The sequence below is a fragment of the Streptomyces sp. NPDC030245 genome (genome assembly GCF_055572995.1).
Window position 1 is genome coordinate 346697 of sequence record NZ_JBVICF010000004.1, and the last position, 26642, is coordinate 373338.

Genomic DNA, 26642 nt, shown 5'->3' on the forward strand with positions numbered 1-26642 from the left:
ATCGCCGGCTCCGAACCAAGAGGCTGTGGCCCGTCCCCTCACCGGGACGGGCCACAGCCTCTTCCTGATCTCACCGGCGCAGTGCCTCCGCGGGCGGCACCCGGCTGGCGCGCCACGCCGGATAAAGGCCGGCGAGTAGCCCGGTGGCCAGGCCAGTCACCGGAGCCGCGACCAACACCGCGGGGTGGGTGACGGGGGTCCACTCGCGGACGTACGCGACCGTGACGACGGCGACGGTGCCCGCGGCGGTCCCCGCGATGCCACCGAGCGCGCCCAGGATGCCGGACTCCGTGAGGAATTGGAGGGTGATGTGGCGGCGCCGGGCACCCAGCGCGCGGCGGAGCCCGATCTCCCCGGTCCGCTCCATGACGGCGACGAGCGTGGTGTTGGCGATGCCGACCGCGCCGATGACCAGGCACACCCCCGCGAGCAGCAGGAAGAGCTGCTGCAGGTCGCCGGTCACCGTGGTGCGCAGCGTCCGGGGGTCGGACGGCGGTACGGCCGTGAAGCGCTCGGGATGAGCGGGGTCGAGCGCCGTCGCCGCCTCTGCGGCCAGTTGCCGGGCCGCGCCGAGCCGGGTGGAGATGAGCATCCGGGCACGTTCGCCCGGATCGGGCTCGCCCCAGAGCTCTTCCGCCGTGCTCCGGGGCACTACGACGGACAGCAGCAGGTCCGGCTTGCGCTCCACGTCCTCGACGATGCCGATGACGGTGAACGGGGCGTCGTCGAGGAAGATCGCCGGGTTGCCGCGCAGGGTGGTGATGCCGAGGCGGGCGGCGAGGGCGCTGCCGATGACGGCGACCCGCTCGTGGCGCCGCTCGTGGAAGCGGTCGAGGACACGTCCGTGGCGCAGCTGTGCCCCGGCTGCCCGCAGGACACCGGGGGAGGCGGCCACGGTCGTGGCGCGCTCCTGTGCGGCGCCGGGCGAGAGCGACGCGCTGACCAGGTTGTTCCGGCCGGGGCTCACGGTCCAGTAGACGCCCGCGTGGAGAGTGCCGTTGAGCCGTTGGATCCGGGAGTCGGCATCGGTGGGAAAGGAGTTGGCGACGGTGTCGGAGTCCGTGCCGCCGGTGTCCCTGACCGTCACTTCGGTCGCGGTGAGCCGGTCGAAGCGGGCGTCGATCTGCGACGAGGCCGTGGCCGTCAGCCCCAGTACCGTCACGAGGGTGCCCACGCCGAGCACGGTGCCCAGCGCCGTGAGCGCGGACCGTCCCGGCCGCTGCAGCACGCCCGCGAGGGCTTCTGTCAGGAGATCCCGGGGACCGAAGTGGGAGCGGTCGCGGCCGGCGGCCCGCGTGCGGCGGATCAGGCGCACGGTGTCGCTCCGTCCGGGCTCCGGCGCTGTACGTCGGTGACCTCGCCGTCCCTGATGTGCAGCCTGCGGTCGCCGCGTTCGGCGACCTCTCGGTCGTGGGTGATGACGACGAGCGTCATGCCGTCCCGGTGCAGGGCGTCGAGGAGGTCGAGGACCGCGGTCGCGGTTGCGGTGTCGAGATTTCCCGTGGGCTCGTCACACAGGAGGAGCGAGGGGGTGGCGGCCAGGGCCCGGGCGATGGCGACACGCTGGCGCTCACCGCCCGAGAGGCGGGTGGGGGCCGCGTCGAGGCGGTGGCCGAGACCTACGCGCACCAGGGCGTCGCGGGCCAGCGCGGTGCGCTCGTGCCGGGCCACGGCGGGGTTGTAGACCATCCCCAGCATGACGTTCTCCACGGCGCTGCGGTGCGGGACGAGATGGAAGGACTGGAAGACGAAACCGATGCGGCCGCCGCGCAGAGCGGTGCGGGCCCGTTCGGAGAGGGCCGTGGTGTCGGTGCCGTCGAGCAGACAGGTGCCCTGTGTGGGTGCGTCGAGGAGCCCGGCGATATTGAGGAAGGTGGACTTGCCGGATCCGGAGGGACCCGTGACGGTGACGTACTCGCCGGGGTGGACGCTGATGTGGCAGGGCTTCAGCGCCTGGACGGGAGGCGGGCCGGGGTAGGTGAGCGCGGCCCCGCGCAATTCCAGTACGGGGGTGGTTGCGGGCGCAGCGGTGCGGGGCGCCGACACGTGCGGAGTCACCGGTCGTGCCGGGCGCGGGCAGCGGACTCGACACCGACGGAGACGGCGTCCGCCCGCCGCAGCTTCCCGCCGCCGGTCGGTGTGACCTCGACGTAACCGTCGCCGGACATGCCGGTGCGTACCGGTACGCGTCGCTGCCCGCCGTCCGCGGTGCACACCGTGACGAACGACGTGGCGTCGGCGCCGGAGGTGACCGCCGAGAGGGGGACCGCGAGCACCTTTCCCTCGGACGCAGCCGCTTCCACGGTCAGGCGCACATCCTGCCCCGCGAGCTCGGGGCGGAGCCGCTTGTCGGGGGTGACGGTGACCGCGTACCCGGCGCGGGAGTCGGGGGCGTCGTCCTGCTCGCCGTCCCGCGCGCCTTCGGACAGTTCGTGGGCGACCGACTTGACGGTGCCGCTCGCCGTCGTGCCGGTGGTCTCGGAGAAGATCTCGACCCGCTGGCCCGGGCGCACCAGGTTCTTCTCGTCGGGCTTGAGGGTGCCGCGTACCGTCAGCTCGCCGGTGCTGAGCGTCATCAGCTTCTCTCCCGGCTCCCGCCCGACCCGTGCGGTCACGGTCTCGACGCGGGCGGGGAAGTCAGGTACGTAGACGAGTTCGGAGACCGGGACGACAGGGCCCGCGGACGATCCGCCGACGGCGCCGACGGCTTTCTCCTCACCGCGTGACGGCTCGTAGCCGAGGGACGTGTAGAGGCGTTCGACGGCTCGTGCGGTGCCGGCCCCGAACCGGCCCGGGGTGTCGCCGCCGGTGGCGAAACCGGTGTCGGCCAGGGCCTTCTGCAGTTGCGCGACATCGTCGCCGTGCAGGCCTTGCCGCAGGTCACGGTAGGCGGGCAGGCTGCCGCGGAGTACGAAGACGGGGCGTCCGGAGACCTCGACGAGGACGTGGCCCGGCGACACCTCGTCGTCCTGCTCGACCTTCACGCGGGTGACGACGGACCGGGAGGCATCGCTGCCGCCCGTACCGGGCGTGCTGATGTCGAGGGTCCGCCGGGCCCGGATGAGGCCGCGGGTCACCACGGTGTCCTTGAGGACGCGCCGCTCCACGGGTGCGGTCAGCACGTCCGGTTCAGGGGGACCGGCCTCGGCGGCGGCCTGCTGCGGGGACTTGATGAGCCGGCCCGCCGCCACTCCCGTGCCGGTCAGGATGACCGCTCCGGCGACCAGGACCACCACCGTGCGGCGCCGTCTGCCCAGGGCCGTCGCCCGCTCGGTCGTCATGCTTCTTTCCTTCCGGCTTGCCGTGCGGCACAGGGCCAATTCCGGCTCAAGCTACCGAAAGCGCCGCACCTCACCGGTGCGCATTTCCGGCATAGCGCACAACTCGCGAGGGTGTCTGTCGTAAATGCGTCATCACAGTTGTTTGAGGTTGTGATGACTGCTTGAGGTTGATAGATCATTTTGGTCCTGAAACAGCTGTTTCGAAACGCCGGAAGAGAATGAGGAAGATGAAGATGAAGACGAAGAAGCTTCGCGGAGCCGCGGTGGCGCTCTCCGGCGCATGCCTCGTGGTCGCCGTCGGTACACCGGCATCGGCGACGGACAAGAACGTGGGCGCGAAGGCCTGCAACGCCGGTTGGGACTTCGCCCTGCGCCACAACTCGAACCAGAGTGGCGCTTACCGGTACTTCGGCTACTCCGAGGGGAATTTCGAGCGGGGCGCCAACCACCTCGGCGTGTGGCGTTACTGCGACGACACGCGTGCCCCGTACAAGAGTGGTGCGGGGAAGCCGGTGAAGAACAACGCGGCCTCTGCCCAGAACAAGAGCGGCACCTACAAGGCCACGGTCTACTTCAACAGCTGGTGGAAGGGCGCTTCCGACACCCTCCGCCCGAACACGAAGAAGAATCTGAAGAACACGTACAACCAGAACGCCTCCTTCAAGTGGCACAGCTGAGGTTCGAGCATGACGGGCGGCAAGAACGGCGGGCCGCGTGGCCTCGCGGTGCGGTGGGCGGCCTGTGCGCTGTCGGTGGCCGTGGTGTCCGGCTGCGCGGGCGGCGGCGCAGCGGGTGAAAGGGCGGACGACGGGTCTGCCGGCGGGGCGTGGGCTCTTCCCGTGGAGGCATATCTGCCGACAAGGAAAGAGGAGCAGGTCATCACGCAGGCGCGTGCCGCGCTGCTGAAGGACTGCATGGAAAGGCAGGGCTTTGCCTACAACCAGCCGCCCGAACTTCCCGAGATCGGCGGCCAGTCGCTGACCGACGGACGGTACGGGATCTGGGAACGCGACGATGTCGAGCGGTGGGGATACCACCCCGACCCGGAACTGCTCGCGGCGCACGAGAAAGCCACGGCACAGGTCACGGACCTCAAGCGGGAACTTTCCCGGGCCGAGCGCACCGCGCTGTACGGAAAAGGCGCGGGATCGGCCGAGGACCACGGACTCGGCGGCTGCGTGCGGGAAGTCTCGGAGAAACTGGGCGAGGGCGTCACCGAGGTGAGCTTCACGGAGCCGGCCGAGACGATGGCCAACGACGCGTACGGCCGGGCTCAGCGCGAGCCCGACGTGCGCGAGGCGTTCCAGTCGTGGTCGGCCTGCATGAAGAAGCAGGGCTACGGTTACCGGACGCCCATGGACGCCAATGACGATGCGGCCTTCGCCGAGCGGGACACCAGCGACGAGGAGCTCGCGGTCGCCCGCACGGACCTCGACTGCCGCGAGAAGTACCGGGTCAACCAGATCTGGTACGAGCAGGAGGCGCGCTGGCAGAAGCGGCTCATCGAGGAGCAGGCGGAGCCGCTGAACGAGGTGCGCCGGCAGACCGCTGATGTGGTGCGCAAGGCGCAGCGGGTGCTCGAAGCGTCCCGTTAGGCCGCGGCCGCGCTCGCGGCGGCTCCAGCCAGCCCAGCTGCTGGGCCCTGGCGCCCAGCGCGACCCGCCCGGGGACTTCCAGGCGGAGCATCAGTCGGTGGACGCGTCGCTGCACCGTGCGATGGCTCATGCCCAGCCGTCGGCCGATGGCCGCGTCGTCCAGTCCGCTGTGGAGCAGCTGCACGATCAACAGCTCCTGTCCGTTGCAGCTCTCCGCTCCGCTGCGGCTCTCCGCCGCCGCACCTGCGGGACGTGGGCTTTCGGGTGGGGTCATGGGGGTCGCCTCTGCGGTGATGTCGTTCCGGTTGCCGTGGCCCCGCACGGCCACCACGTCCCGCTCCCGGTCGTGGTGGCCGTTGCCTCTGGGCGTGCGGTTCAGCGCCTGCGTTGCCGCTCGGCCAGCCGGTTCGCCTGCTCGCGTCGCGACGCGGCCACCACGTCCACCTCCGCACCGGCCCCCTCGCCCGGGGTCGCCTCCCCGGCGCGCAGCTCGTCGGCGACCTGGGACACCAGGGCGTCGTCCGGGCCGCGGTCGAGGTAGAAGAGCGACTCGTCGACCGGGTCGTCGTCGCCGCCCCAGCGGACCACGCCCCGGCAGTCGGCGAGGATGTCGCGCACCACCAGTTCCTGGAGCGGGAAGAGCCCGCCCTTCGCGGTGGCGCCCGGGCGGATGCGCACCGCGGTGCCGGAGGCGAGGTTCGACTCGGGCAGGCCCTGGTCCAGGTCGCCGATCGGGCACCAGCCGGCCAGGTCGCCCCGGGGGAGCTGTTCGACCTCGTAGTGGAAGCGCCGGATGACGTGGAGCAGGATCAGCTCCGCGTCGCCGATCCGGACGTCGACCGCGAGGCCGGTGCCGGGGACGGGGCGGGTCCACACCGTGGAGACGTGGTTCGCCTCCTTCTCCAGGGGCCAGCCGTTCGCGGACGTAGGTGCTTGGGGAGGCGTCGCCCTCCGGTTCTGCGCGGGGGACGTCCGCGCGGGCGCCGCCGTGGCCACGCCCGGTACCGAAGCCCCCACGGCGACGGCCGCCGTGATGACGCCGGCGTGCTTCATCACGTTCCGCCGTGAGAGGCCATCCCGCATGTCGTGCTGCACGTCTTCTGTTCCTTGTCTCAAAGGGTTCGGTGGGTTCAGAGGGTGATGATGAGGGCGACCGTCGGCAGGAGTGTGGCGAGGACACTGAGCGGCCAGTACACGCGCGCAGCGAGCGCGGTCGCGCGCCGGAGGGGTCTGTTGGCCGACCACCAGAGCAGGCCGTACAGCCCGACGGCGAGGATGACGATCAGCAGCCAGCCCAGCATGCCGTCGTTCTCCGTCGGTTCCCGTGCGGTCAGGCCGAGTCCGGCCAGCGGCCAGTTCGCGGCGAAGTACCACAGCAGCCAGATCGGTACCACTCCCGGGATGCCGAGCAGTACGTTCACCAGGAGCGGCGCCGACCAGTGCCTTGCCATCCGTTCCCACTCTCCGTTCGTGCGGGTCGCTACTTGGCGCGCGACAGGGCGTTGTAGTTCTCCAGCACCTTGTACAGGCCGAGCAGCTCACGGCCGTACTGCTGCGCGTCGGGGCCGGTCCCGTTGTAGCGGGCCAGCAGGGCCTCGGTGTCCTTCAGGCCGGTGGTCGTGCTCGGCCGGGCGATGCCGAGCTGGTGGGCGTTGTAGAGCGTCAGGTAGGCGACCGAGCGGACGTTGTACGTCTCGTCCTCGTTGAGCTGCTTCCACACCGACGGGATGTCGTCCTTGGTGAGCGGAGTGCCGTTGATGATCTTCTGCTGCATGCAGTAGTTGCGGGCCGCGATCGTCACCCACGCGAAGATCTGTCCCCAGCCGGTGCTGGAGTCGTCCTTCAAGCCCTTCTTGACCAGCTCGTCGGCGGCGTAGTCCCCCGCGTTCAGCTTGCGCAGCTCCCACAGCACCGGCGCCTGGATGAGGGCCTTGCGGAGCTTGAGCTGGCGTGCGAGCGACGTGAACAGCCAGTCCGCGCTGAGCACCATGTCGAACGCCTTGGTGGTGGAGATGCCGCCCAGGGTGGCCCAGTCCTTGTCGGTCCAGCCGTCCCCACCGGTCTCGGGGACACCGATCGACGTCAGGTAGTTCTGGACGTCCTTCAGCATCGCGTCCCGGTAGGCCTTCTTGTCGAGGTCCCTGTCGACGCCGCTGAGCGAGGAGCCGGCGTCGAAGTCGCCCTGACCCGTGTCGCGTCCGGACGCGATGTTGTTGTCGATCTCGATCTTGCCGTCGCCCGAGCCGACGGAGATGGTGGCGATCTGGTCGAAGGCCCAGTTGGTGGGCAACGGGTAGCCGAGGTTGCCGGAGAATCCGCTGGACATGTCGGAGACGAAACTCGTCGCGGAGTATCCGGCGTCCGCGACGCGCTGGCACACGTTGCGCGGACCGTAGACGCCCACGCCGTACCCGGAGTTCTCACCGATGGTCCGCATCACCCCGCGGAAGTGCGGAACGATGTACTCGGTGACCTCGCCGTCCATGGCGTCGTAGTCGACCGCGAAGTAGATGATGGTGCCCGGCTTGAACCCGTGGACGCGGGCCCACTCGATCGCGCGGAACGCGTCCCCGGTGCCCTGGTTGTAGCTGAAGTAGTCCGCCGACCTGCTCCATGTCTGGAAGATCGGGAAGCAGCGCAGCCCGGCCTTCTTGATGGTGTCCAGCTCGCCGGGCTGGATCTGCTTCTCCTTGAGGTCGCCCTTCGGGTTGGGGTCCGGGTTGTACAGGTACCGGCCGATGTACTTGTACCCGGCGCTCTTCAGCGCCGCCGCGCGCGCCGGAGTGATCATGGTGACGCCGTCGCAGGCCGTTCCCTTGCGGGACTGGTCGCCGTACGAGACGAGCAGCGAGGCCCAGGTCCGGAAGTCGCCGAGGCCGGTGACCTCGATCTTGCTGAAGGACTGGAAGCTCTCCACGCCGGCCTTCACCGCGGGGGTGAAGTTCCCGAAGGCGACCTTGCGCTTGTTGAGGATCATGGCCCCGGTGAACAGCCTCGCCCAGACGCCCGTGGAGCCGACCGAGAGCGTGTGGGACTTGAGGCCGGACCGGGTGCCGGGACCGAAGGCGCCGTTGGCGACACCGTCGGCCATGCCCAGCTCGTACTGGATCGCGAGCAGCATCGACTTGGCGACGTCTCGGGAGTGGTGACCGTCGCAGGGGATGGCGTAGTAGTCCTTGCGCAGGATGTACTTGCCGTTCAGCCACTGCTGGATGGTCCGGATGGTGTCCGAGCCGCCGCTGACGGTGACGTAGGCGTCCATGTTGAACAGGCCCTTGACCACCTTCGGCCACAGGGAGCTGCCCGGATACGTGCCGTCCACGCCCATGTCCTTGTGCAGCTTGGCGACGGATGCCTTGACCCGGTCGTTGTACTTGCCGTCGATGTCACCACCGTCGTAGCCCTTGCAGTACAGGGCGGCCTGGATGATGCGGCAGAAGTTGGCGGACGGGATGGTCTTCTCGTCCAGCTTGCCGTACTTCTCGGCGATCGTGGCCAGCGTGGTCGGCCCGAAGGCGTTCGACAGGGACTTGATGCCCATCTCGTACTGGAGCGCCCTGGTCAGGGCGTACATCGTGGGCCAGCCGGTCTTCCCGTTCTCCGGCAGCTTGGATATGCCGAGCGTCGCGCCGTTGTTGTAGGTCGTGTTCACGAACCTTTGGGCACGCTTCACCATCTCGTCGGCCATGGGTCTCCTCCTGCCGTCCGGGGTGGGGCGGGGCGGGCTCCTGCCGCCCGGGACCGTCCCGTGGAAGGCGTGTCTGGTGCGCGTTGTGGGCAGCGTTGGCTGCGCTTGCTGTTCATGAGGCGTGTGTCGCGCGACGAGGCGGACCACGAACCGCCAACCGGCATGCCATCCGCGGCAGCTGAGGAGTCCCCCTGGGCTGCCGTCGGTCGGAGCGATGGCGCGGCCCGGCGAATGATCATCATCCTCAGGACTCGTCCCATATCCCGTCAAGCTGGATATGAGGGAAAATGACCTGATTCATAGAGTATGGGGCTGCTTCGGCGTGCAGTCGTGATCAACGCGATACGGAAATCATGGACATTCTGTGATCACTTCGAACGTCGTGGAGGCGGCCGCCCCCGGGCCTCCCCTCGCGCGCGCGTGCTAGCGTCACAAGCTCGGGGGTGGTACGCCGGGGCGGAGGACGAGTGTTCCGGGACGAACTCTCGTCGGCACGAAACCCCGGGTACTCCGGAAACAGGGACGACACGGGGAGAGCCTTCAGTGGCCACAGCGGAGCCGACGCGCGCCGACGACGCCGCCGCCGCGCCTGAGCCGGGCGGCGGCCGCCGCGCGGACGCGCGAATAAAGGTGCCGGCCCAGCGCCGCGCGCCCGAGAGCGGACCCGACGCTCCGTGGCAGCGGCGCTTCCTGCGCCACCCGGTGACGATCACGACGGTGGTCGCCGCCGCGCTGCACGTCGTCTGGTTCTTCGCCTTCGCCAACAGCGGCGGCGACCTCGCGGCGCAGGACGCCTGGGCCGAGTTCGTCGGCCGGCACCCCGACTCCGCGTACAACCTCGCCTGGTACGGCGGCATGCACCCGGTGTCGTACAGCGTCGTCTCGCCGTACCTGATGTCGGTGCTCGGCGTGCGGACGACGATGATGATCGCCGGCACCGTCTCCGCGGCGCTGCTCACCATGATCCTCATGCGCAGCCGGGCGGTGAAGCGGCTGTGGTGGCCCGTCGTCGCCGGCCTCTTCGCGCTGCTGTGCAACGCGGTGTCGGGCCGGGTGACCTACGGCCTCGGCCAGATGTTCGCGCTGATGGCGGTCGCCGCCGTCTTCTGCTGGCCGCACCGCTGGCGGTACAAGCGGTGGGCGAAGGCGCTGGTCGCCGCCCCGTTCGCGGCGCTCGCGACGATGGGCAGCCCGGTGGCCGGGCTCTTCGTCGGTCTCGTCGCCGTCGCCCTGTTCCTCAGCAAGCGCTACCCGGGCGCGTACGCGCTGGGCATCGCGCCGTCCATCGTGGTGGGCCTGTCCGCGTGGCTCTTCCCGTTCTCCGGCACGCAGCCGATGTCGTTCGGCTCGGCGTCGCTGCCGCTGATCAGCGCCGTCCTCGTCTACTTCCTCGTGCCCGAGCAGTGGAAGACGGTGCGGATCACCACCGCCGTGTACGCGGCGTTCGTGCTCGGCGTCTGGCTGATCAGCTCGCAGATCGGCTCCAACATCTCGCGCCTCGCGATGTGCTTCACGGGCGTCGCGCTGCTCGCCGCGCTGCCGTACACCGTGCCGAAGTCCCGCAAGTGGTACGTGATCATCGTGGCGTTCGTCGGCTTCACCGGCTGGATCGGTTTCAAGGCCGTCGACGACATCGTGCACACGCGCTCCGACGCCTCCTGGACGCGTGAGGTCGCGCCCCTGGTGAACGAGTTGAAGGAGCGGGGTGCCGCCAAGGGCCGCGTCGAGGTGGTGCCGGCCCGCAGCCACCGCGAGGCGTCCGCCCTGCCCGCGTACGTCCAGCTCGCGCGCGGCTGGAACCGGCAGGCCGACATGGAGCGCAACCCGCTCTTCTACGACGACACCCTGAACTCCGCGAACTACCACGAGTGGTTGCAGCGCTGGTCCGTGCATTACGTGGCGCTCCCCAAGGGCGAGCCCGACGGTGACGGCGGCAAGCGCGAGGCGCAGCTGATCACGGACGGCCTGCCGTATCTGAAGAAGGTGTGGGTCGACACCAACTGGCAGCTGTACGAGGTCGTCGACCCGAGGCCGCTCGCCGAGCCGAACGCCGTCGTGGAGCGCGCCGAGCAGGGCGAGATGACGCTCCGCGTGGACAAGCCGGGACGCATCCTGATCCGCATCCCGTACTCGCCGTGGCTGAGCGTCGTCGACGCCAAGGGCAAGGGCGTCGAGCGGCCCCAGGAGACCGAGGCGTCGAAGCGGCAGCGGGAGATGAACGAGAAGCGCCCGAAGAAGTACGAGAACGTCCACGGGTGTCTGGTGGAGGCCCGCGAGGACCAGGCCGGCGACAAGTGGGTCGAGCTGCTCGCACCGAAGGCCGGCATCTACCGCCTCGGCTCGCCCTACCAGCTGCCCCGCGGCACGCCCTGCCCGGAGGAGCTGGCGCGCTGACGCGGTTCCCCGGCCGGGCCCTCAGCCGCCCGGCGGCGCGCAGATCCCGGACTCGGGCAGCCGTCCGGGACCCGCGTCCGCCGCGGCCTCCGTGCGCACGGTGTCCAGCTGGCCGAGGAGCTCGTCGAGCCGGTCGCCGGACGGCTGCCTGAAGTACTGGAGGACGGCCCGGTGGAACGCGTCGCGCACGCCCGGCGGCATCACGTCCGAGGCGTCGAAGCAGAGCGTGCGGGCCTTGGCGGTGAGGATCTGCGCGATGCGCTTCCCGGTCGGGTCGGTCGGCTGGGGGTCGGTCGCGTCGGGGAAGAACGGCCGTAGCTCGGCGGCCGCGCCCGACCGCCACAGCGTGCGGGCCCGCTTGCTCGACAGGCGGTCGACGAGGGCGCGGGCCGCCGGTTCCCCGGTGAACACGGCGGCCATGTCGCCCGCCACCTCGTAGGCGCCGTCGTGGGCGGGGTCGCCGCCGAGGAAGCCCGCCGCCGGGTCGACGCGGACCCGGTCGTCCGCGTACACGTAGCGGATGAAGGCGCTCTGGTGCTCGTGCGTGCAGCGGGGCCGGAAGGATTCGAGGAGGCCGCGCGGGCCGCCGCCCTTGCCGTCGCCCTTCGCCGGTCCCGCCGTCCCCTCGTACGACGTGGTCAGTGACCGGTCGACCGACGCCTTGGAGCGGTCGCCGAGGAGCTCCGCCCACGTCGTCCACGCCCTGCGGACCCGCGGGTCGCGCCAGCTGAGCCGCCCGACGGCCCACCGCGTGTACGTCGCCGGGCCCGCCTGGTGGAGCAGGATGTCCTCGACCCAGTCGGTGCCCGGCCACCCCGAGGTGGCCTGCGAGGCGAGGCCCACGCACCATTCGGGGGCCTCGGCGGACCGGTCCTTCCTGCTCCACACCAGGCTTTTGAGGTCGACCTTCAGCGGCACCCAGTAGGTGCGGCGCATGCCGTTCACGTCGAGGCGCGGGGCCCAGGGCGGGTAGGCGCGGGCGGTGGCGGCGCGGTCGAGGGGGGTGAGGCGGTTGGCGCGGGCGTACTCGGTGAGCTCGCCGATGCTGTTGAGGATCGCGACGTCCGGCGGGTCGCCCGCCTCCAGCTGGGCGACGAGCGTCTCCCGCAGGGAACGGGTCCCCTGGTAGGTGTACGTGCGGCCCGTGCCGTCGTCGAGACGGTGCAGCATCGCCTCGAACGCGTCGCCCTCGGGCCCGGTCCAGGGGCCGAGCACGACGAGCGTCTCGGGCCGCGGGCTCCCGCAGGCCCCGGCGGTGACGGCCAGCAGGCACACGGCGAGAAAGGCGCGGCAGACGCGCAGGACGGTGAGCGGCCGACGGCTCATGCGGTGGCTCCTGAGCGGGAGATGAGGACGTACTCGCGGCGGTAGGCGTACAGCGTGCCGCCCATCAGGGCCGCGCAGAGCAGACCGGCGGGCGTCACCCACGGCGCGGCCCCGTCCAGGGAGGAGAGGCGGCCCTCGGCCAGACCGCGCCGGACGCGCTCCTCCAGGACCTGGATCAGCAGCGGGTGCCGCTCACCGAACGGCTTCTCGTCGATGGTCGACTCGACCGCGGGCGACGTGCGGGCGGACAGCTCCTCCGCCGTGGACACGACGCGCTGCTGCGCCCGGTGGGCGAGCACGGCGTCGGCCGTCAGGAACGGCAGCGCGAGCAGCGGCACGGCCGCGGCGAGCAGCGGGACGCTGACGTGCAGGCGCAGCCGGTGGCGCAGGAACAGCTGGGTGCGCCACAGGCCGACGGCGAGCAGGGCGAGGGCGAGCGCCGCGACGGCGCCCGCGGCGAGCACGCCGCCGCCGAGCGCCGCCCGGTCCGCGAGCCTGCCGCGCAGGCGGTCCTCCAGGGTGGAGATGCGGTCCACGACCGCCGTCGCGTCGGCGTCCGAACCGGTGTCGGGGCGGCAGGGCGGATAGCCGTCGGCGTCCGTCTCCTCGGCGGGCCCGGGGTCGGCGCAGAGCATGCTGCGGGCGTACGAGAGTCCGGCGTCGCGCAGCGCGGGGTCGCCGACGTTGTTCTGCGCGAAGGTGATCCAGTTGCCGTAGTCGACGACGAGCCCGGAGACGACGTCGAGCTCCTGGCGTTCCGCGGTGGTCAGGGCGCCGCTGCGGGCCACCTGGTTGAGGCGCTGCACGGCCCGGGTGGTGCGCGTGCTGTACCGCTTGCTCAGCCCGCCGAGCCGCACCGCCTCCCCGGCGCGCAGGCTCTCCCCGGCCTCGCGGTCGGCGATCCGCAGCGACGTCTCGGCCTCGGCGAGCCCGACGAGCGCGGGCGTGAAACTGTCCCGCAGCTCCGCGGAGCCCGCCCGCACGTCCCCGTACGCCCACCCGAACGTGACGGCCACGACGACGGTGAGCACCGGCAGCGCGATCAGCCGCTCCCGCAGGTAGGCCCGGTTGCGGGGCCGTCCGGCGAGCGGCGTGGGCCACACGTGGCGGCGCAGCGCCCGCAGCGCCCGCGGCACTCCGCCGAGGAGCGGCGGCGCGGCGCGCGTCCGGGCCGGTGGGGGCGTGGTCATCGGGGGCCGCCGGGGAGGACGGTCGTGCTCGACTGGATGCGGGCCGCCTCCACGTCGAACTTCGTGATGCGGTCGCGGAGTTCGACGGCGCCGCGGGCCGGGTCGCGGACGCGGACGAGGCGGCGCAGATGGTCCTGCATGGCGGTGTCGCCCGTCTCGACGGCGAGCCGCCAGGCCGTGCCGAGCAGCGTCTCGGCCGCCGCGCGCCTGCCGTGCTTCAGCTCGGCGCAGGCCTCCTCGAAGGTGCGGTGCAGCTCCTCCTCGTGCCGGTAGTGGGCGACCTGGGGGTCCAGCCGGCTGTAGAGGTCGGCGTCGTCGGTCCAGCGCATCAACACGGGCTGTGGGGCGGGGAGTTGCAGCCCGGCGGGAGGCGGGGTGTCCGTGTCCAGCTCCACCTCCGTCAGCAGGAGCTCCTTGCCGGCCTTGGCGGGGTCGTAGGGCACGCCGACGCAGAGCAGATAGGCACGGGTCTCCTCGCCGCACGGGCCGATGTCGTACTCCTCGACCGGCCCGCCCGCGCCCGTCCCGACGCCCGACAGGTCGACGCGGTCGGGGCTGAGCGCGACCCGCGTCGGGTGGACCTGCTCGAAGGAGTGCGGGCGCACCCCGGCCCGGTGGTAGAGGCGCAGCCGCAGGCCGGTGACGTCACGGTCGGCGGCCCGCCCGGTGAGCGAGGCCAGCTCGTCCGGCAGCCGCGTCAGGTCCGCCACGGCCCGGGTGCGGCCCCCCAACGCCCGCGCGATGAGCAGCAGTTCCTCGGTCTCCCAGGCGTCCCCGATGCCCACGACGTCGCACGCGAAGGCCCGCGCGCACCGCTCGACGCGCTCGTGCAGCTCGGCGCGCGTCTCGTAGCCGGGTTCGTTCTTGCCGTCGGTGAGCAGCAGCGCGTGGCGTACGTACCCGCCGGCGTCCGGGGCGGGCAGCTCGCGGAAGAGCTGGCGGGCGCGCTCCAGCCAGGTACCCATCGCGGTGCCGCCGCCGGGGGTGCACTCGTGCAGGGCGGCTTCGGCGGCGGCCCGCGACTCGGCGTGCGCGACGGCGAGTCCGGGCCGTCTCGGGTAGATCATCGCGGTCCTGTCACCGCCCGCGACCAGCGCGAACAGCGAACCGTCGGGGATACGGGCCAGCGCGCTGACGGCAGCGGCACGGGCGGCCGCGAGACGGCTCGGCGGCATCACCATCGACGAGGAGTGGTCGATGAGCAGCACTTCGGCGAGGCGCGGCCCGCCCACGCCGGTGCCCTCCGCCACACCGGCCGCCGGATCCCGCACCGTCGCACCACCCGGCGCATGCCCGCTGCCCGGCGTAGGCCCGGCGCCCGGCGTAGGCCCGCTGCCCGGTGCAGGCCCGCTGCCCGGTGCAGGCCCGCTGCCCGGCGTAGGCCCGCTGCCCGGTGCAGGCCCGCTGCCCGGCGTAGGCCCGCTGCCCGGCGTAGGCCCGCCGCCCTGCGCCTTCCCCGTCCCCGGCCTGCGCACCGTCACCGTGAGGACGGCGTACATCCGCGCCGCCTCCTCCGCGTCCGGTGTGCGGGGCCGGGGCAGCTCGACGACCTGGCTCACCTCCAGGTCGACCGAGGCGGCCACTTCCTGATCTTCTTGCCCAGCCATGGGGTGTCCTTGCCGAATCGTGAGTGCCGGAAGCCGAAGGGGCGTACCGCGTAGGCGCGGTCCAGGAGGATCTCGGCGAGCGGTATGCCGGTGCCGTCGTCCGCGGCCGGCGCGTCCCGGGCGGCCTGGTGGGCGAGGCCGCGGTAGAAGCGGGACAGGTCGGTGCGCAGGTCCCGTTCCGTCGCCGGGAATTCGAGCAGCGGGTCGGCGTGCGCGGCGACGGCGCGCAGCTCGGCGGCGGTCATGCGGGGGCCGCCCCGCTGCGTCTGTGCGCCGCCGTCGGTCTCCGCGCCGAGGAGGCGGTGCGCCGCGCCCCACACCTCCGCCTTCATCCGTACCCGGGACTGTTCGTCGGTCAGGCCGTGCGCGGAGAAGAGCTGGGCCAGCGCCCGCACCGCCGCGTCCAGGCCGGCGGCGTCCCGCGCGTGGTCGACGCGGATGCGCACGGCGGCCGTGCGGGCGGCGGTGCGGTGCCGGGAGTGCTGGGGCACCGCGTCCAGCGCGGCGATGGCGTCCGTGAGGGCGTCGGGGCCGCCGAGGGCGAGCCGTGCCCGGACCGCGCCGAACGCGGCGCTGCCCAGCGACGGATTGCGCAGCCGTACGGCCTCGTAGAAGGCCAGGGCCTCGTGCAGTCGGCCGAGGCGTTCGGCCGCGTATCCGAGGGCCAGCTTCGGCGCGTACTCGCCGGGGATCGCGGCGTAGACGCGGTCGAAGTGGCCGCGGGCCTCCGGCACCCGGGAGCGGGCAAGCGCGAGGAGCCCCCGGTGCCAGTCGAGCCGCCAGTCGTGCGGGGCGCGCGCGGCCCCTATGGCGTCCTCGGCCAGGGCGAGGGCGGTCTCGGCGCCGGTGAGCGCCCCGCCGTCGGTGCGCGGCGCCACCCGCAGCCGCAGCCTGCACCGCAGCAGGTGCACCTCGGGGGAGTCCCGCCAGTCGCCGGTGTGCTGGAGCAGCGCCTCGGGGTCGTCGTCGCTGAGCCTGCTGAGCTCGCCGTGGTGGTCGTCGTCCGGGTCGGGGCGCGGCACCGGGAGGCGCCGGGCGACCTCGGCCGGCGCGGGCGCGGGGTGCCGGGGCGCGGACGGCGGGGCGGCCCAGCGCGACACGTCGGGGGCGGCGCCGAGCCCGCCGTCGAGCGCGTACGGGGACTGGAGGAAGAGCGGCGACGGCTCGAAGGTCTCGGCGCCGGTCCGCAGGGAGCGCAACTCTCGGAAGACGCCGCGCAGTTGCTCGTCCATCTCGCGGGCCGTGGCGAAGCGCCCGGCGCGTGCGGTGCGGGTGGCGCGGCGCAGGACCCTGGCGAGGGAGACCAGGCCGAGGCCGCGGTGGCTCGCGGTGGCGTGGTGGCCGGTCGCGTCGGGGTCGGGGGCTTCGTTCAGCGGGTCGAGCGCCGCCAGGTCCGCCAGGTCGTGGCGGGTGGCGCCGAGACCGCACAGGGTGCGCAGCGTCTCGCCGAGGCTGTACAGGTCGTCCTGGGGCTGCGACTCGCCGTGCGGGCCGACGCTGGGGGCGCGGTAGAGGGCGGTGGTGAGGCCCGCCGCGCCCGCGCGGCGCACGCTGCCGACGTCGACGAGTTTGGTGGTGGAGCCGTCGTGCATGACGTTCGGCGGCTTCAGGTCGCCGTACACCTTCCCGCGCTCGGGGGCGTGCAGATGGGCGAGCGCGGCCAGGATCCGCACGCCGTACGCGAGCACGAACTCCAGGAAGCGTTCGCGCCCGAACTCCTCGGGGTGCTCGTGCGCGCGGGCCCGCACCTCTTCGAGGTTGAGCCCGTCGACGTACTGGAGGACGAGGAAGTCGCCCACCCCGGCGTGGTGCCCGTAGTTGAACACCCGGATGAAGCCGTCGTGGTTGAGCTCGACCAGCTCCTTGCGCTCGCCCCGGAGGAGGCTGTACGAGTCCGCGGCGAGCTCGGCGTGGAGCATCTTCACGGCGACGGCGCGGTCGTCGACCTTGGTGTCGTGGGCCAGGCAGACCTCGCCCATCCCGCCGTAGCCGAGCGGCCGCACGAGGCGGTACTGCCCGGCGAGCAGCGTGCCCGGCGGCAGCGGTAGCCCGCTGAGGGCGGCCGCGTCCGCGCCCTCCGCACCGTCCGTGTCGTCCGCGCTGTCCGCCCGGTCCAGGAGGGTGATCTCCGGCAGGACCGTGGGGTCGGGGTGCTCCGGCGGCAGGACGACGCGGGCCGGGCGGGGCGGGGGCGCGGCGACGCCCGGGTCGACGATCCACTGCTGGGAGGACTCGTCGGCCGCGGAGGGCTCCGGTTCCACGGCCGGGCGCGACGACGGGCGAGGCGCCGGGCGTGGCCGCGGCACGGGGGACGAGTGCAGGCCGGTCTCCGGGTCGACGCGCTCGCCGCTGGCCAGGCAGTACCCGGTCGGCGTGACGGTGCCCGCGCAGCCGGGGTGCGGGCAGGCTCTGACCGGCGTCACGCGTCACCGTCCGCCTCGGCCAGGCGCCGCACCACCCGTGCGAACGCCGCCACCGCCCGCTCGGCGTCCGCCAGCGGGCAGGGCCCCGCCAGCAGGAGCTGCTGCGCCTCGCGGTAGGGCCCGACGGCGTCGGGGTGCTCGGCGAGGCCGCGCCGGGCGAGCCGCGCCAGATGGTCCCTGAGCAGCCCGCGCAGCCGCAGATGCTCGTCCAGTACGCCGCGCAGCTCGCTCTCGGCGCGCTCGGCCCGCAACAGGTAGGTGTCCACGGCCTGTTCGGCGTACGACAGCTTCTCCAGGAACCGCGGCCCGCCCCGCCCGGTCAGCGGCCGCAGTTCGTTGCTGAGCTGCACCGTCCACAGCGCGGCCCGCGCCGCGTACCCGGTGGCGACCGGCGGGTCGACGACGTGCGGTTCGACGCGGTGGAAGAGGCGCCGGGCGCTGCGCTCGGTGTCGGCGAGGGCGTCGACGCGGGTGCCGAGCCGCTGCAACCACTGCGCGGCGCGCTCGGCGGGCAGCAGCTTCTCCGCGAGGGCGTAGGTGAAGCCGTGCGTACTGGACCGCACCACGAGCAGCAACCGGGCGCCCGCGTCGGCCAGTTCGCCGAGGACGCGGGCCGCGGTGGCCGGTTCGGTGGCGGACCTGTCGGCGTAGAGCACGGCGACGGCGGGACGGCGGCGCGGGGCCGTGTGCCGGCGTGCCGCGTGCCGCAGCTCGTGCCGCAGTACGGCGAGGGCCTCGCGCAGCTCCGGCTGGTCGGGGTCCTCCAGGGCGGCGCCCTCCAGATCGAGGACGAGCCCGATGCTGCCGACCCGGGGCGCGATACCGGCACGCGAAAGCAGCGAGTCACCTCCGGCGCCCAGCTCGACCGGCTGCACGGCCAGCTGTGGCGACTGCTCGCGGTCGGCCATGTTCAGCACGACGTACAGGGCCTGACGGGCCCGGTCGTCGTCCTCGGCGATGAAGAGGACCTCGGTGTCCCAGGCGTCCGCGTCGCCGTTCAGCCAGCGGGTCACGGTGCGCTGGAGGCCGTGCGGGCGGGCGGTGCGGGCCGCGTCGGCCGAGACGACGCGGTGGCCCGGAATGGCGTGCGGCCCGGTCACGTACCGCTCGGCGAACCGCCGGAAGTACTTGGCGACCGTCGCCGCCGGGATCATGTACCCGTGCTCGCCGCGCTCGTCGGCCTGCGCGAGGATGCCGAGCAACCGGTCCGTGCCCTCCTCCCGCACGCCCGCCCCGCTGAACCCGCCCCGCAGCCGCTGCCCGGACCCGGCCCCCGCCCCGGCCCCCGTGAGGTCGATCTGCACCCGCTCGTCGCCCTCACCGCCGGGCCCCCGGCAGGCGCCGGTGAGCCACTGGCCGCCCGACTGGTACTCGGGGAACCCGTCGATGAGGACCGTGGCGCCCCGGTAGTCGAGCGTGCGGTGCAGGGTGACCGGCGAGGGCACGGGCGCCGGTGTGTCCAGGACGAGCACCGCGAGGTCGCCCTGCGCCTTGCCGAAGGAGGGCACCCAGTGCCCGGCCTCCACGGTCGCGGTGCGGTGCGGGGTCCTCGCCAGGCCCTGGAGCAGCGGGAACTCGACCCGCACGCGGTCGGGCCGCAGCCCCGTCGCCGGATCGCGGATCACATGGGCGCAGGTGAGCACCCGGTCGGCGCCGAACAGCACCCCGGCGCCCAGCACGTCACCGCTCCCCGAGGCCGCCCACTGCCGCAGCCGGACCCGCCAACTCGCGTGGTCCAGCGGAGAGCCGTCCCCGTCGGCGGCGGACACCGCATCCCCCTCCATGCTTCCTCAGAATAGGCGCGGCACCCGCGGATGACTCCTGGGCTGCATGGGGAGGTAGTGGGGGGACCGCGCACGCAGGGAGCACGAACGGAGCGCATATGGCCGCCGCCCGCCGTCGGCTCCTGCTGGTCGCGCGTGGGCGCCGCGTGCCGCCCGGCACCACCGCCGGTCACTGCCGGGCGCCGACGGCTGCCGCCCGCCGTCGCCTCCTGCCGGTCGCGTACGGCCGCCGCCCGCCACCACCGCCGACCACTTCCCGTCGCGCACGCCTGCCCCCCGCCTACTGCCGATACTCCCGCCAGATCCGCGGCGGAAGCACGTTGCCGCGCTGTGACTTGGCGCCGGCGACGCCCGACATCGGCAGCAGCTGCGGCTCGCCGGGGCGTACCCGGAAGATGGTCACCGCCGTCGACAGGTCCCCGGTGAAGCCCGTGAACCAGGCCGATCTGAGGCGGTCCTGGTCGCCGGTGCGGCCCGCCGCGGCGTTCAGGCCCAGCTTCTTGCCGCCCGCCCGCAGCGCGTCGGTGACCTCCTGTGCCACCTGCGGGTCCAGCGCGCGCCGGGACGCCGGCGGGGCCAGGCCCGGCAGCGTCTCGCCGTCCTTCACGACCTTCGTCACGGAGTAGGGGTCGCGCTGCACGCCGTCGTTGGCGAACGTCCCGTACGCGGAGGCCATCCGGATCGCGCTCGGCGTCGACGTGCCGATGGAGAACGTCGGCTCCAGCCGGGCCATGCTCTGCCGCAGCAGCCCGGCGGCGACGGCCGTCCGCCGGACCGTGTCCCGGCCCACGTCCCCGCCGAGGCGTACGTACGTCGCGTTGCCGCCCGACACCAGGGCCTCGCGGAGCGTGGGGCGGTCGGGGTCGGGGCGCCCGGCGGCCCGGTGCAGGGTGCCGTCGGCGGCGTAGCGGCTGTCGGCCCGGACGCTCTGCCGCACGCCGGGCACGCGGCCCTTGAGGTGGGCCTCGGCGACCGGCTGCTGCCCGTCCCGCGCCGCCACCCCGTGCTGCAACGCGGCCGCCAGCACGAACGGCTTGAACGCCGAGCCCACCGGCACCCCCGACGTGTCGGCGTTGTTGGTGAAGTGCGAGGTCGCGTCGGGCCCGCCGTACAGCGCGACGACCGCCCCGTCGGAGGGCCGCACGGACGCGGCGCCGACCTGCACGTGCCGGTCGGCCGGGCGCCTCTTCGGGTCGAGGTCCCGGTCGACGACGCGCCGCACGGCCCGCTCCAGGCGGCGCACCTCGTCCTTGTCGAAGGTGGTGTGGATCTCGTGGCCGCCGCGGGCGAGTTCCTCGTCGGTGAGGCCGGTGTGCTGCTTCACGTACCGGTTCGCGACGTCGACGAGGTAGCCGGTCTGCCCGCCGAGGCTGGTGGAGCGCGACTGGCGGCGCGGCTCGGGGAAGGTCCGGTACTCGGCCCGCTCCTTCTTGCTCATCAGCCCCACGTCGACCTGCCGGTCGAGGATCCACGCCCAGCGCTGCCGCGCCCGCTCGTGGTTGGCGGCGCCGACCGACGGGTCGTACAGCTCGGCGCCCTTCAGCAGGGCGGCCAGCAGTGCGCCCTGGCTGGGGTTCAGCTTCTTGGCGGGGATGCCGTAGTAGGCGTGGGCGGCGGCCTCGATCCCGTTGGCACCCCGGCCGAACCAGCTGGTGTTGAGGTACCCCTTGAGGATCTCCTCCTTCTCCTTCACGCGGTCCACCTTCAGCGCGATCACGAACTCCTTGACCTTCCGCGTGACCGTCTGGTCCTGCGAGAGATACGTGTTCTTCACGTACTGCTGCGTGATGGTGGAGCCGCCCTGCGTCTCCTTGCCGCGCACCATGTTGACGACGGCGCGGGCCAGGCCCTTGGGGGAGACGCCGGAGTCCTCGTAGAAGGTCTCGTTCTCGGCGGCGATGACCGCGTCGACGGCGGACGGGGCGATCTGGTCCAGCTCCACGTTCTGCCGGTTGACCTCGCCCGTGCTGACCATCTGGGTGCCGTCGGACCAGTAGTAGACGTTGGCCTCGCGGCGGGCGGCCGCGTTCTCGTCGGGGATGTCCACGCTGACGTACACGCAGATGAAGAGCGCGGCGACGGAGGCGACGAACAGCCCGATGAGGGCGAGGTGTTGCCGCCAGGAGGGGAGCCAGCGCCGGACGCCGCTCCGGCCGGCGCGCGGGTAGTCCACGAGCCGCCGCCGGCCGCGGCGGCGCGACTTCTTCCCCTGAGCATGCTGAGCATGTGTCCCCATGCCGGAGGAGAGGGCGCCGCACGCGGCCGGGTTGGCCCGGAGCCTGTTTGCGGTACGTAACAGTCCGCCGCGGGGGAGCGGGCGGGCTCAACGGACCTTCAGGGTCAACGGACCTACAGGGTCAACGGACCTACAGGGTCAACGGACCTTCAGGGTCAGCGGACCTTCGTCAGGTTCCCCTTGTCCTGGAGGGTCGCGATCCCGCGCGCCCACAGGGAGTTCACCCGCTGGCGCTCCGTGGCGTTCGGCGTCGCGTTGGTGCAGGACGGGCCGGGTCCGCCGCCGGACATCAGCTCGCTGCACGGGCCCCGGTAGTTGTCGGGCAGCCCGAGCACGTGACCCGTCTCGTGGGACGTCACACGCGTGGAGTTGTACTGCTGGTTCTGCCGGTAGTCGAGGAAGATGTAGCCGTGCCCGCGCCCGTCGGTGTAGGCGTACGAGCCGCGCGAGTCATTGCCCTCGCGGTACTCGAAGTCGGCGCCCGACGTCACCTCCTGCAACTGCACGTTGCTGACCGAGGAGTTCCATATCCGGGTGCTCTGGGCTATCTGGCTGCGGAAGCTCGGCGCCCGGCTGGTGCTGTACCGGACGGTGACGGCCTGGATGCCCGGCTCCGCCGCCTGCCTCTTCAGCGCCGACTTCATGACGGCCTCGAAGAACTGGCGGTTGGCGGCCTGGTCCTCGGCCGAACCGGCGTACGTCGAGACGGTGTACGCGGAGGTGGGCTTGGCCGTCTCGGGGGCGGGGGCCGCGAGGGCGGTCGGGGCGGCGGCGAGGGAGGCCACGAGGGCGGCGGCGCCGAGGGTGGCGAGGAGACCGGTTCTGCTTCTGTTCATGGGGGTGTGTCCCTTCCGGGATGGAGGCCTGCGGGTGCGGCCTCCGGTCGGGACGAGTATCGGGAGCGCGGGCGCGTTCGGACCGATGCCATTCGGCGATAGCGCGAGAGCATCAACCTACCGGCCTGCCGGTTTGCTACCGGCTCCGGATCCGGTGGCCGGACCCGGCTCCGGCTACCCCACGCGCCGGATGCGATGGACGTCCCGTACGCACAGGTTGAGGAGCGTGGCGGCGACGATGATCCCCGTACAGGCGAGGAGCACGGACCGCCCCGCGAACACGGGCGAGACGAGCGCGACGACGAGATAGCCGAGCGGAATCGCGAGCCGCTCGCCGACCTGGTTGAAAGAGCTCATCCGCCCCAACTCCGCGTCCGGCACGTGCTGCTGGAACGCCGTCACCCAGGTGACACCCGCGACGTCCAGGGCGACGCCCGCGAGCACGGCGGAAAGCAGCAGCCAGGGCAGCGGCAGCCCGAGAGCGAGCCCCGCCAGCGGCAGCGCGAGCCCCGAACTGGCCCCCACGGCCACGGTGAGCAGCCGGTCCGGCTTCCACCGCAGACACACCACGGCCCCCGCGAGGAGCCCCAGCGAGAACGCGCCCTGGATGAACCCCCAGGTGCGAGCCCCCTCGTACTCCTGCTCGACGACGACGGGCCCGAGCAGCTGATAGCCCGCCAGCCAGGCGGCGACGAGCACCGTCCCCGCGGCCGTGTACGTCCACAGCCAGGTCCGCGACCAGAAGCCCGACCAGCCCGCCCGCAGATCGGCGAGCGCGCCGCCCTTCGTGACGGGGGCGCCGAGCCGCAGCCCGAGCAGCAGCAGCGCGGCGACGGCGAACGTGAGCGCGTCGAAGCCGAGCGCCCAGGCCGGCCCGCTCGCCGCGACGACCAGCCCGCCGGCCACCGGACCGACCACCTTGACGGCGTTGGTGGGCAGCCGCAGCAGGGCGTTGGCCCGCTGCAACTGGTCCGGCGCGACGAGCTGCGTCACCACGCCCTGCGCGGCGGGCGTGGTGAACGCCACCGCGACCCCCGAGACGAAGCCGCAGGCGGCGATGGCCCCGGTGCTGGCGTGGCCGCCGCCCACGACGAGGGCGACGGCGCCCTGCGCGGCGGCGGCGAGGAGATTGCCGAGGAACAGCAGCCGACTGCGCGAAAGCCGGTCGGCGAGGACACCGCCGACGAGCAGGAAGACAACGGTCGGCACGGTGTTGGTGGCCAGCACGAGCCCGAGCGCCCCGGCCCCGCCGCCCGCGCCGATCACCGCGTACGCGAGGGCGAGAGGGGCCATCGCGGACCCGGCGGCGGAGACGAGCTGCGCGAGCACGAAGCGGCGGAAGGCGGGGAGGCGGAGGGGGGAGGAGGAGGGGTTCGGGGATGGACTCGGGGAGGGGTTCGGGGAGGGGCTGGGCGTGCGGGTGGTTTCGGTGGTGGTCATGGTTCCCCCGGTCCCGTGGTGATGCGGGCAGCGTGGACGGCCCGGCGGGCAGGATAGGTGGCGGGAGTCTCTGGCGGTGTCGCCGGGGCTGGAGGAGGCGAGTGACAGCCGATCAAGAAGCGCGCCGTTTCGGGGAATTCACCGCCGCGGCGATGAATTGCTGTTGATGCGGCACATCGGTGCCGTGCGTATGCCCTGTCACGTCACCACGCCCACCTGGGAGGCCCCCATGTCCGAGACCCCCGCGCCCGCCCCCGCCTTCGACCCGCGCGAGCTGCTCGCCGAGTCGCGGCTCGGCGTACTCGCCACGATCAAGGCCGACGGCCGCCCGCAGCTCTCGCCCGTGATGCCCTTCTACGACAGGGAGGCGGGCGTCCTCCACGTATCGATGACGGAGGGCCGGGCGAAGACGGCGAACCTGCGCAGGGACCCGCGGGCCACGCTGGAGGTCACCGCCCCCGACGGCCGTTCCTGGGCCACCGCCGAGGGCACGGCGACCCTCACGGGCCCGGGGACCGACCCCGAGGGGCCCGAGGTGGAGGCGCTGGTGCGCTACTACCGCGTCGCGGCAGGGGAACACCCCGACTGGGACGAGTACCGCGCGACGATGGTGGCCGACCGCCGGGTGCTCATGACGATGACGGTCGACCACGTGTACGGCGAGCGGCTCGGCTGAGCCGCCCTTATCAGTGCACCCGTGGGGTCACGCTCATCGCGGGGTCACGGTCATGTGGATGTCGTCGGCGGCCCAGAGCACGAACCGTTCGACGGGCGTCACCGCGTGCCCCGGAGCGAGCCGGAAACGGAACCGCTTGAGCAGGACGGCGAGGACCAGCTCGGCCTCGACCATGGCGAGCTGGGCGCCCTCACAGCTGCGCGGCCCGATCCCGAACGGGATGTAGGCCAGCCGCGCCCGCTTCGCCACCGCCTCCGGGGTGAACCGCTCGGGATCGAACCTCTCGGGCTCGGGCCAGTGGTCGGGGTTCATGTGCACGGCCCAGAAGGGGTAGAAGAGGGTGGTCCCGGCCGGTATCTCGTACGCGCCGAGCCGCAGCGGCCCGGTCGTCTCGCGGGCGCCGTACGGCCCGGGCGGATAGAGCCGCATCGACTCCTTCAGGACCATGTCCAGATACGTGAGCCGCCGCAGGTCGGCGTAGTCGGGCGCGGACCGCTCACCGAGGACACGGTCCAGCTCTTCGGCGACGCGCTCGGCGATCTCCGGGTGGCGCCCGAGCAGGTACAGCGTCCATGAGACGGCGACTCCGGTGGTGTGGTGGGCGGCGAGCATGGTCACCATGACGGTGTCACGGATACGGGCGGGGGAGGTGCCGGCGTCCATGAGGGCACGAATGAGATCACTCCGGTCATTCGGGACTCGCTCCCCGTCCCCACTCCCGTCCTGATGCGCGGCGACGACGCGATCGACGGTGTCACGCAGGTACGCCAGCGCGCGCTCGGCCCGCGCCGCGCTCTCGTCCTGCTCGTCGCCGGAGACGCGGTAAATCCGCCCGAGGTGCTCGGTGAGTACGACCTCGAACGCGCGCACGACCTCGTCCGTATCCCCGACTCCTACCCCTACTCCTGCTCCTGCTCCTGCTCCCAACGCGTAAGCACAGATCATCCGCAGCGACAGCGCGGACAGATCCTTCTGCAACGCGACGGAGGCCCCGTCCCGGGCCGCGGCCGCCCACCGGCCGGCGAGCTCCTCCGCCAGCGCGACGAACTCCCCGAAGTGCCGCTCGTGCGAGGGTCGCCCGGCGAACACCTCCAACAGCACGCGCCGCCAGGGCCCGTGCTCCTCGGCCCCGATGACCTGGAGGTTCCCGGCCTCGCACAGGGGCGCCAGGAACTCGAACAACGGCGCGGGCCGCTCGTCGATCCGGGCCGTGGCCTCCAACAGCACCGGATCGGCGACGGAGACGGCGGCGCCCACCCCCGGCAACTGGAACCGCACCACGGGTCCGTACTCGGCGTGCAGCCGCAACTGGTGGAGGTGCAGCCCTCCGGCGGCCGCGATGGCCCCAGCCCCACCGTCGTCACACCACTCGGGCCCAGGAATGCGCATGCCCGTACCTCCTCGACACTGACGCCGACTCTGACGTCCACACTGATGCCTTCAGGCCAACGAACGGGCGAGGCAGGAAGCCAGCACGTTTTCGGTCAGTCGACCGCGCACCCGACGCCTCGTACCGCTGTGAGCGAAGGGGGCGCTTTTTTCTCTGTTGCTGCTGATACTGCGGCTATGAACTTAGGTATTGCCCGTGTGCAGACATACGGGATACACAACTCGGGGTCGGCTTAGCGTGGTTACTGACAGAGGGGGGCCTCAGTCCATGCTGACCAACTCCGTGATCCTGGTCGTCGACGACCACAAGGACACCCTGTTCGCGTTGGAGAGCGCACTGGGCCCTCTCGGCTACCCGTTGGTGAGCGTCTCCAACGGCGACGACGCGCTCCGGGTGATCCTGCGGGGCAACGTCGGGCTCATCCTGCTCGACGTGCGCATGCCGGGCGTGAGCGGCCTGGACGTCGCGCGCTACGTACGCCGCCTGGAGCAGACGCGCTCCATCCCCATCATCCTGCTGACCGGCTTCGACGTCAGCCGCGAGACGGCCGCCGCGGCGTTCCACCTGGGCGTGGCCGACGTGGCCCTCAAACCCATCGACCCCCTGACCCTGCGTACCAAGGTCCGCTACCTCTTCGAGACGTACGGGCAGCTGAAATCGATGCAACAGGAGATAGACGAACTCCGGTCCCAGCTGAAGTCCGGAAACAGCAAGCCCCCGACCGACAGCCACTCGGAACGCCGCCGCCACAGGGGCCCCCGCCCGGAAAGATGACC

20 protein-coding genes are annotated in these 26642 nt (G+C 72.4%); 5 read left to right on the forward strand and 15 right to left on the reverse strand.

What is annotated here, in order from left to right; translation table 11 throughout:
- Positions 1-70: 70 nt before the first annotated feature.
- Genes ACZ4Z4_RS13570 through ACZ4Z4_RS13580 form a run of 3 tightly spaced genes read right to left on the reverse strand, consistent with a single transcriptional unit; the run spans position 71 to position 3281 of the window.
- Entirely contained in the window at positions 71-1306 is a 1236-nt protein-coding gene (locus tag ACZ4Z4_RS13570; protein WP_468326878.1) for an ABC transporter permease, read from the reverse strand.
- Positions 1306-2046, reverse strand: coding sequence for an ABC transporter ATP-binding protein (locus ACZ4Z4_RS13575; protein ID WP_468326490.1), 741 nt, complete (start codon positions 2044-2046; stop codon positions 1306-1308). The genes ACZ4Z4_RS13570 and ACZ4Z4_RS13575 overlap by 1 nt, the downstream gene beginning before the upstream one ends.
- 8 nt (positions 2047-2054) lie before the next feature.
- On the reverse strand, positions 2055-3281 hold the full coding sequence (locus ACZ4Z4_RS13580) for an efflux RND transporter periplasmic adaptor subunit (protein ID WP_468326492.1): 1227 nt from the start codon (positions 3279-3281) through the stop codon (positions 2055-2057).
- A gap of 227 nt (positions 3282-3508) precedes the next feature.
- On the opposite strand from ACZ4Z4_RS13580, the gene ACZ4Z4_RS13585 reads away from it, so the two are divergent.
- Together ACZ4Z4_RS13585 and ACZ4Z4_RS13590 are read left to right on the forward strand one after the other, a co-directional pair.
- Positions 3509-3958, forward strand: coding sequence for a hypothetical protein (locus tag ACZ4Z4_RS13585; RefSeq protein WP_468326494.1), 450 nt, complete (start codon positions 3509-3511; stop codon positions 3956-3958).
- A gap of 9 nt (positions 3959-3967) precedes the next feature.
- Positions 3968-4876, forward strand: a complete 909-nt coding sequence (locus ACZ4Z4_RS13590; RefSeq protein ID WP_468326496.1) for a hypothetical protein — start codon at positions 3968-3970, stop codon at positions 4874-4876.
- Between the two features lie 375 nt (positions 4877-5251).
- Here the strand turns inward: ACZ4Z4_RS13590 and ACZ4Z4_RS13595 are convergent, their stop codons facing one another.
- From ACZ4Z4_RS13595 to ACZ4Z4_RS13605, 3 genes are read right to left on the reverse strand one after another with little or no spacing between them, the layout of a single operon-like run.
- The gene (locus tag ACZ4Z4_RS13595; RefSeq protein ID WP_468326880.1) at positions 5252-5959 is read right to left on the reverse strand and encodes a twin-arginine translocation signal domain-containing protein; all 708 of its coding nucleotides are present in this window, start codon (positions 5957-5959) and stop codon (positions 5252-5254) included.
- Between the two features lie 47 nt (positions 5960-6006).
- Entirely contained in the window at positions 6007-6327 is a 321-nt protein-coding gene (locus ACZ4Z4_RS13600; RefSeq protein ID WP_468326498.1) for a hypothetical protein, read from the reverse strand.
- 29 nt (positions 6328-6356) lie between these two features.
- Positions 6357-8564 carry a glycoside hydrolase domain-containing protein gene (locus tag ACZ4Z4_RS13605; protein ID WP_468326500.1) on the reverse strand — a complete coding sequence of 736 codons (2208 nt, stop codon included), beginning with the start codon at positions 8562-8564 and terminating at the stop codon, positions 6357-6359.
- Positions 8565-9107: 543 nt separating this feature from the next.
- Between ACZ4Z4_RS13605 and ACZ4Z4_RS13610 the strand changes: the two genes are divergently transcribed.
- Positions 9108-10958: an MFS transporter gene (locus ACZ4Z4_RS13610; protein ID WP_468326501.1), complete on the forward strand. Its 1851-nt coding sequence runs from the start codon at positions 9108-9110 to the stop codon at positions 10956-10958.
- Between the two features lie 21 nt (positions 10959-10979).
- Here ACZ4Z4_RS13610 and ACZ4Z4_RS13615 read toward each other — a convergent pair whose 3' ends face one another.
- From ACZ4Z4_RS13615 to ACZ4Z4_RS13650, 8 genes are all read right to left on the reverse strand, one after another.
- Positions 10980-12284, reverse strand: coding sequence for an extracellular solute-binding protein (locus tag ACZ4Z4_RS13615; protein WP_468326503.1), 1305 nt, complete (start codon positions 12282-12284; stop codon positions 10980-10982).
- On the reverse strand, positions 12281-13474 hold the full coding sequence (locus ACZ4Z4_RS13620; protein WP_468326505.1) for a hypothetical protein: 1194 nt from the start codon (positions 13472-13474) through the stop codon (positions 12281-12283). Before ACZ4Z4_RS13620 ends, ACZ4Z4_RS13615 begins: the two co-directional genes overlap by 4 nt.
- On the reverse strand, positions 13471-15081 hold the full coding sequence (locus tag ACZ4Z4_RS13625; RefSeq protein WP_468326506.1) for a VWA domain-containing protein: 1611 nt from the start codon (positions 15079-15081) through the stop codon (positions 13471-13473). The genes ACZ4Z4_RS13620 and ACZ4Z4_RS13625 overlap by 4 nt, the downstream gene beginning before the upstream one ends.
- Positions 15030-17504, reverse strand: coding sequence for a tetratricopeptide repeat protein (locus tag ACZ4Z4_RS13630; RefSeq protein WP_468326508.1), 2475 nt, complete (start codon positions 17502-17504; stop codon positions 15030-15032). The genes ACZ4Z4_RS13625 and ACZ4Z4_RS13630 overlap by 52 nt, the downstream gene beginning before the upstream one ends.
- Complete coding sequence (locus ACZ4Z4_RS13635; protein ID WP_468326510.1) at positions 17501-19288, reverse strand: trypsin-like peptidase domain-containing protein; 1788 nt, start codon at positions 19286-19288, stop codon at positions 17501-17503. Before ACZ4Z4_RS13635 ends, ACZ4Z4_RS13630 begins: the two co-directional genes overlap by 4 nt.
- A gap of 280 nt (positions 19289-19568) precedes the next feature.
- Positions 19569-21524, reverse strand: a complete 1956-nt coding sequence (locus ACZ4Z4_RS13640; protein ID WP_468326512.1) for a transglycosylase domain-containing protein — start codon at positions 21522-21524, stop codon at positions 19569-19571.
- Between the two features lie 155 nt (positions 21525-21679).
- The gene (gene snpA, locus ACZ4Z4_RS13645; protein WP_468326514.1) at positions 21680-22360 is read right to left on the reverse strand and encodes a snapalysin; all 681 of its coding nucleotides are present in this window, start codon (positions 22358-22360) and stop codon (positions 21680-21682) included.
- A 174-nt stretch (positions 22361-22534) separates the two neighbouring features.
- A complete protein-coding gene (locus tag ACZ4Z4_RS13650; protein ID WP_468326516.1) occupies positions 22535-23800 on the reverse strand; it encodes an MFS transporter in 1266 nt (421 codons plus the stop codon).
- Positions 23801-24029: 229 nt separating this feature from the next.
- Here ACZ4Z4_RS13650 and ACZ4Z4_RS13655 point away from each other — a divergent pair, with 229 nt between their 5' ends.
- The gene (locus ACZ4Z4_RS13655) at positions 24030-24476 is read left to right on the forward strand and encodes a PPOX class F420-dependent oxidoreductase (protein WP_468326518.1); all 447 of its coding nucleotides are present in this window, start codon (positions 24030-24032) and stop codon (positions 24474-24476) included.
- Between the two features lie 33 nt (positions 24477-24509).
- Here the strand turns inward: ACZ4Z4_RS13655 and ACZ4Z4_RS13660 are convergent, their stop codons facing one another.
- Positions 24510-25865 carry a cytochrome P450 gene (locus ACZ4Z4_RS13660; protein WP_468326519.1) on the reverse strand — a complete coding sequence of 452 codons (1356 nt, stop codon included), beginning with the start codon at positions 25863-25865 and terminating at the stop codon, positions 24510-24512.
- A 268-nt stretch (positions 25866-26133) separates the two neighbouring features.
- Here ACZ4Z4_RS13660 and ACZ4Z4_RS13665 point away from each other — a divergent pair, with 268 nt between their 5' ends.
- Positions 26134-26640, forward strand: a complete 507-nt coding sequence (locus ACZ4Z4_RS13665) for a response regulator (protein WP_468326521.1) — start codon at positions 26134-26136, stop codon at positions 26638-26640.
- The last annotated feature ends 2 nt before the right edge of the window (positions 26641-26642 follow it).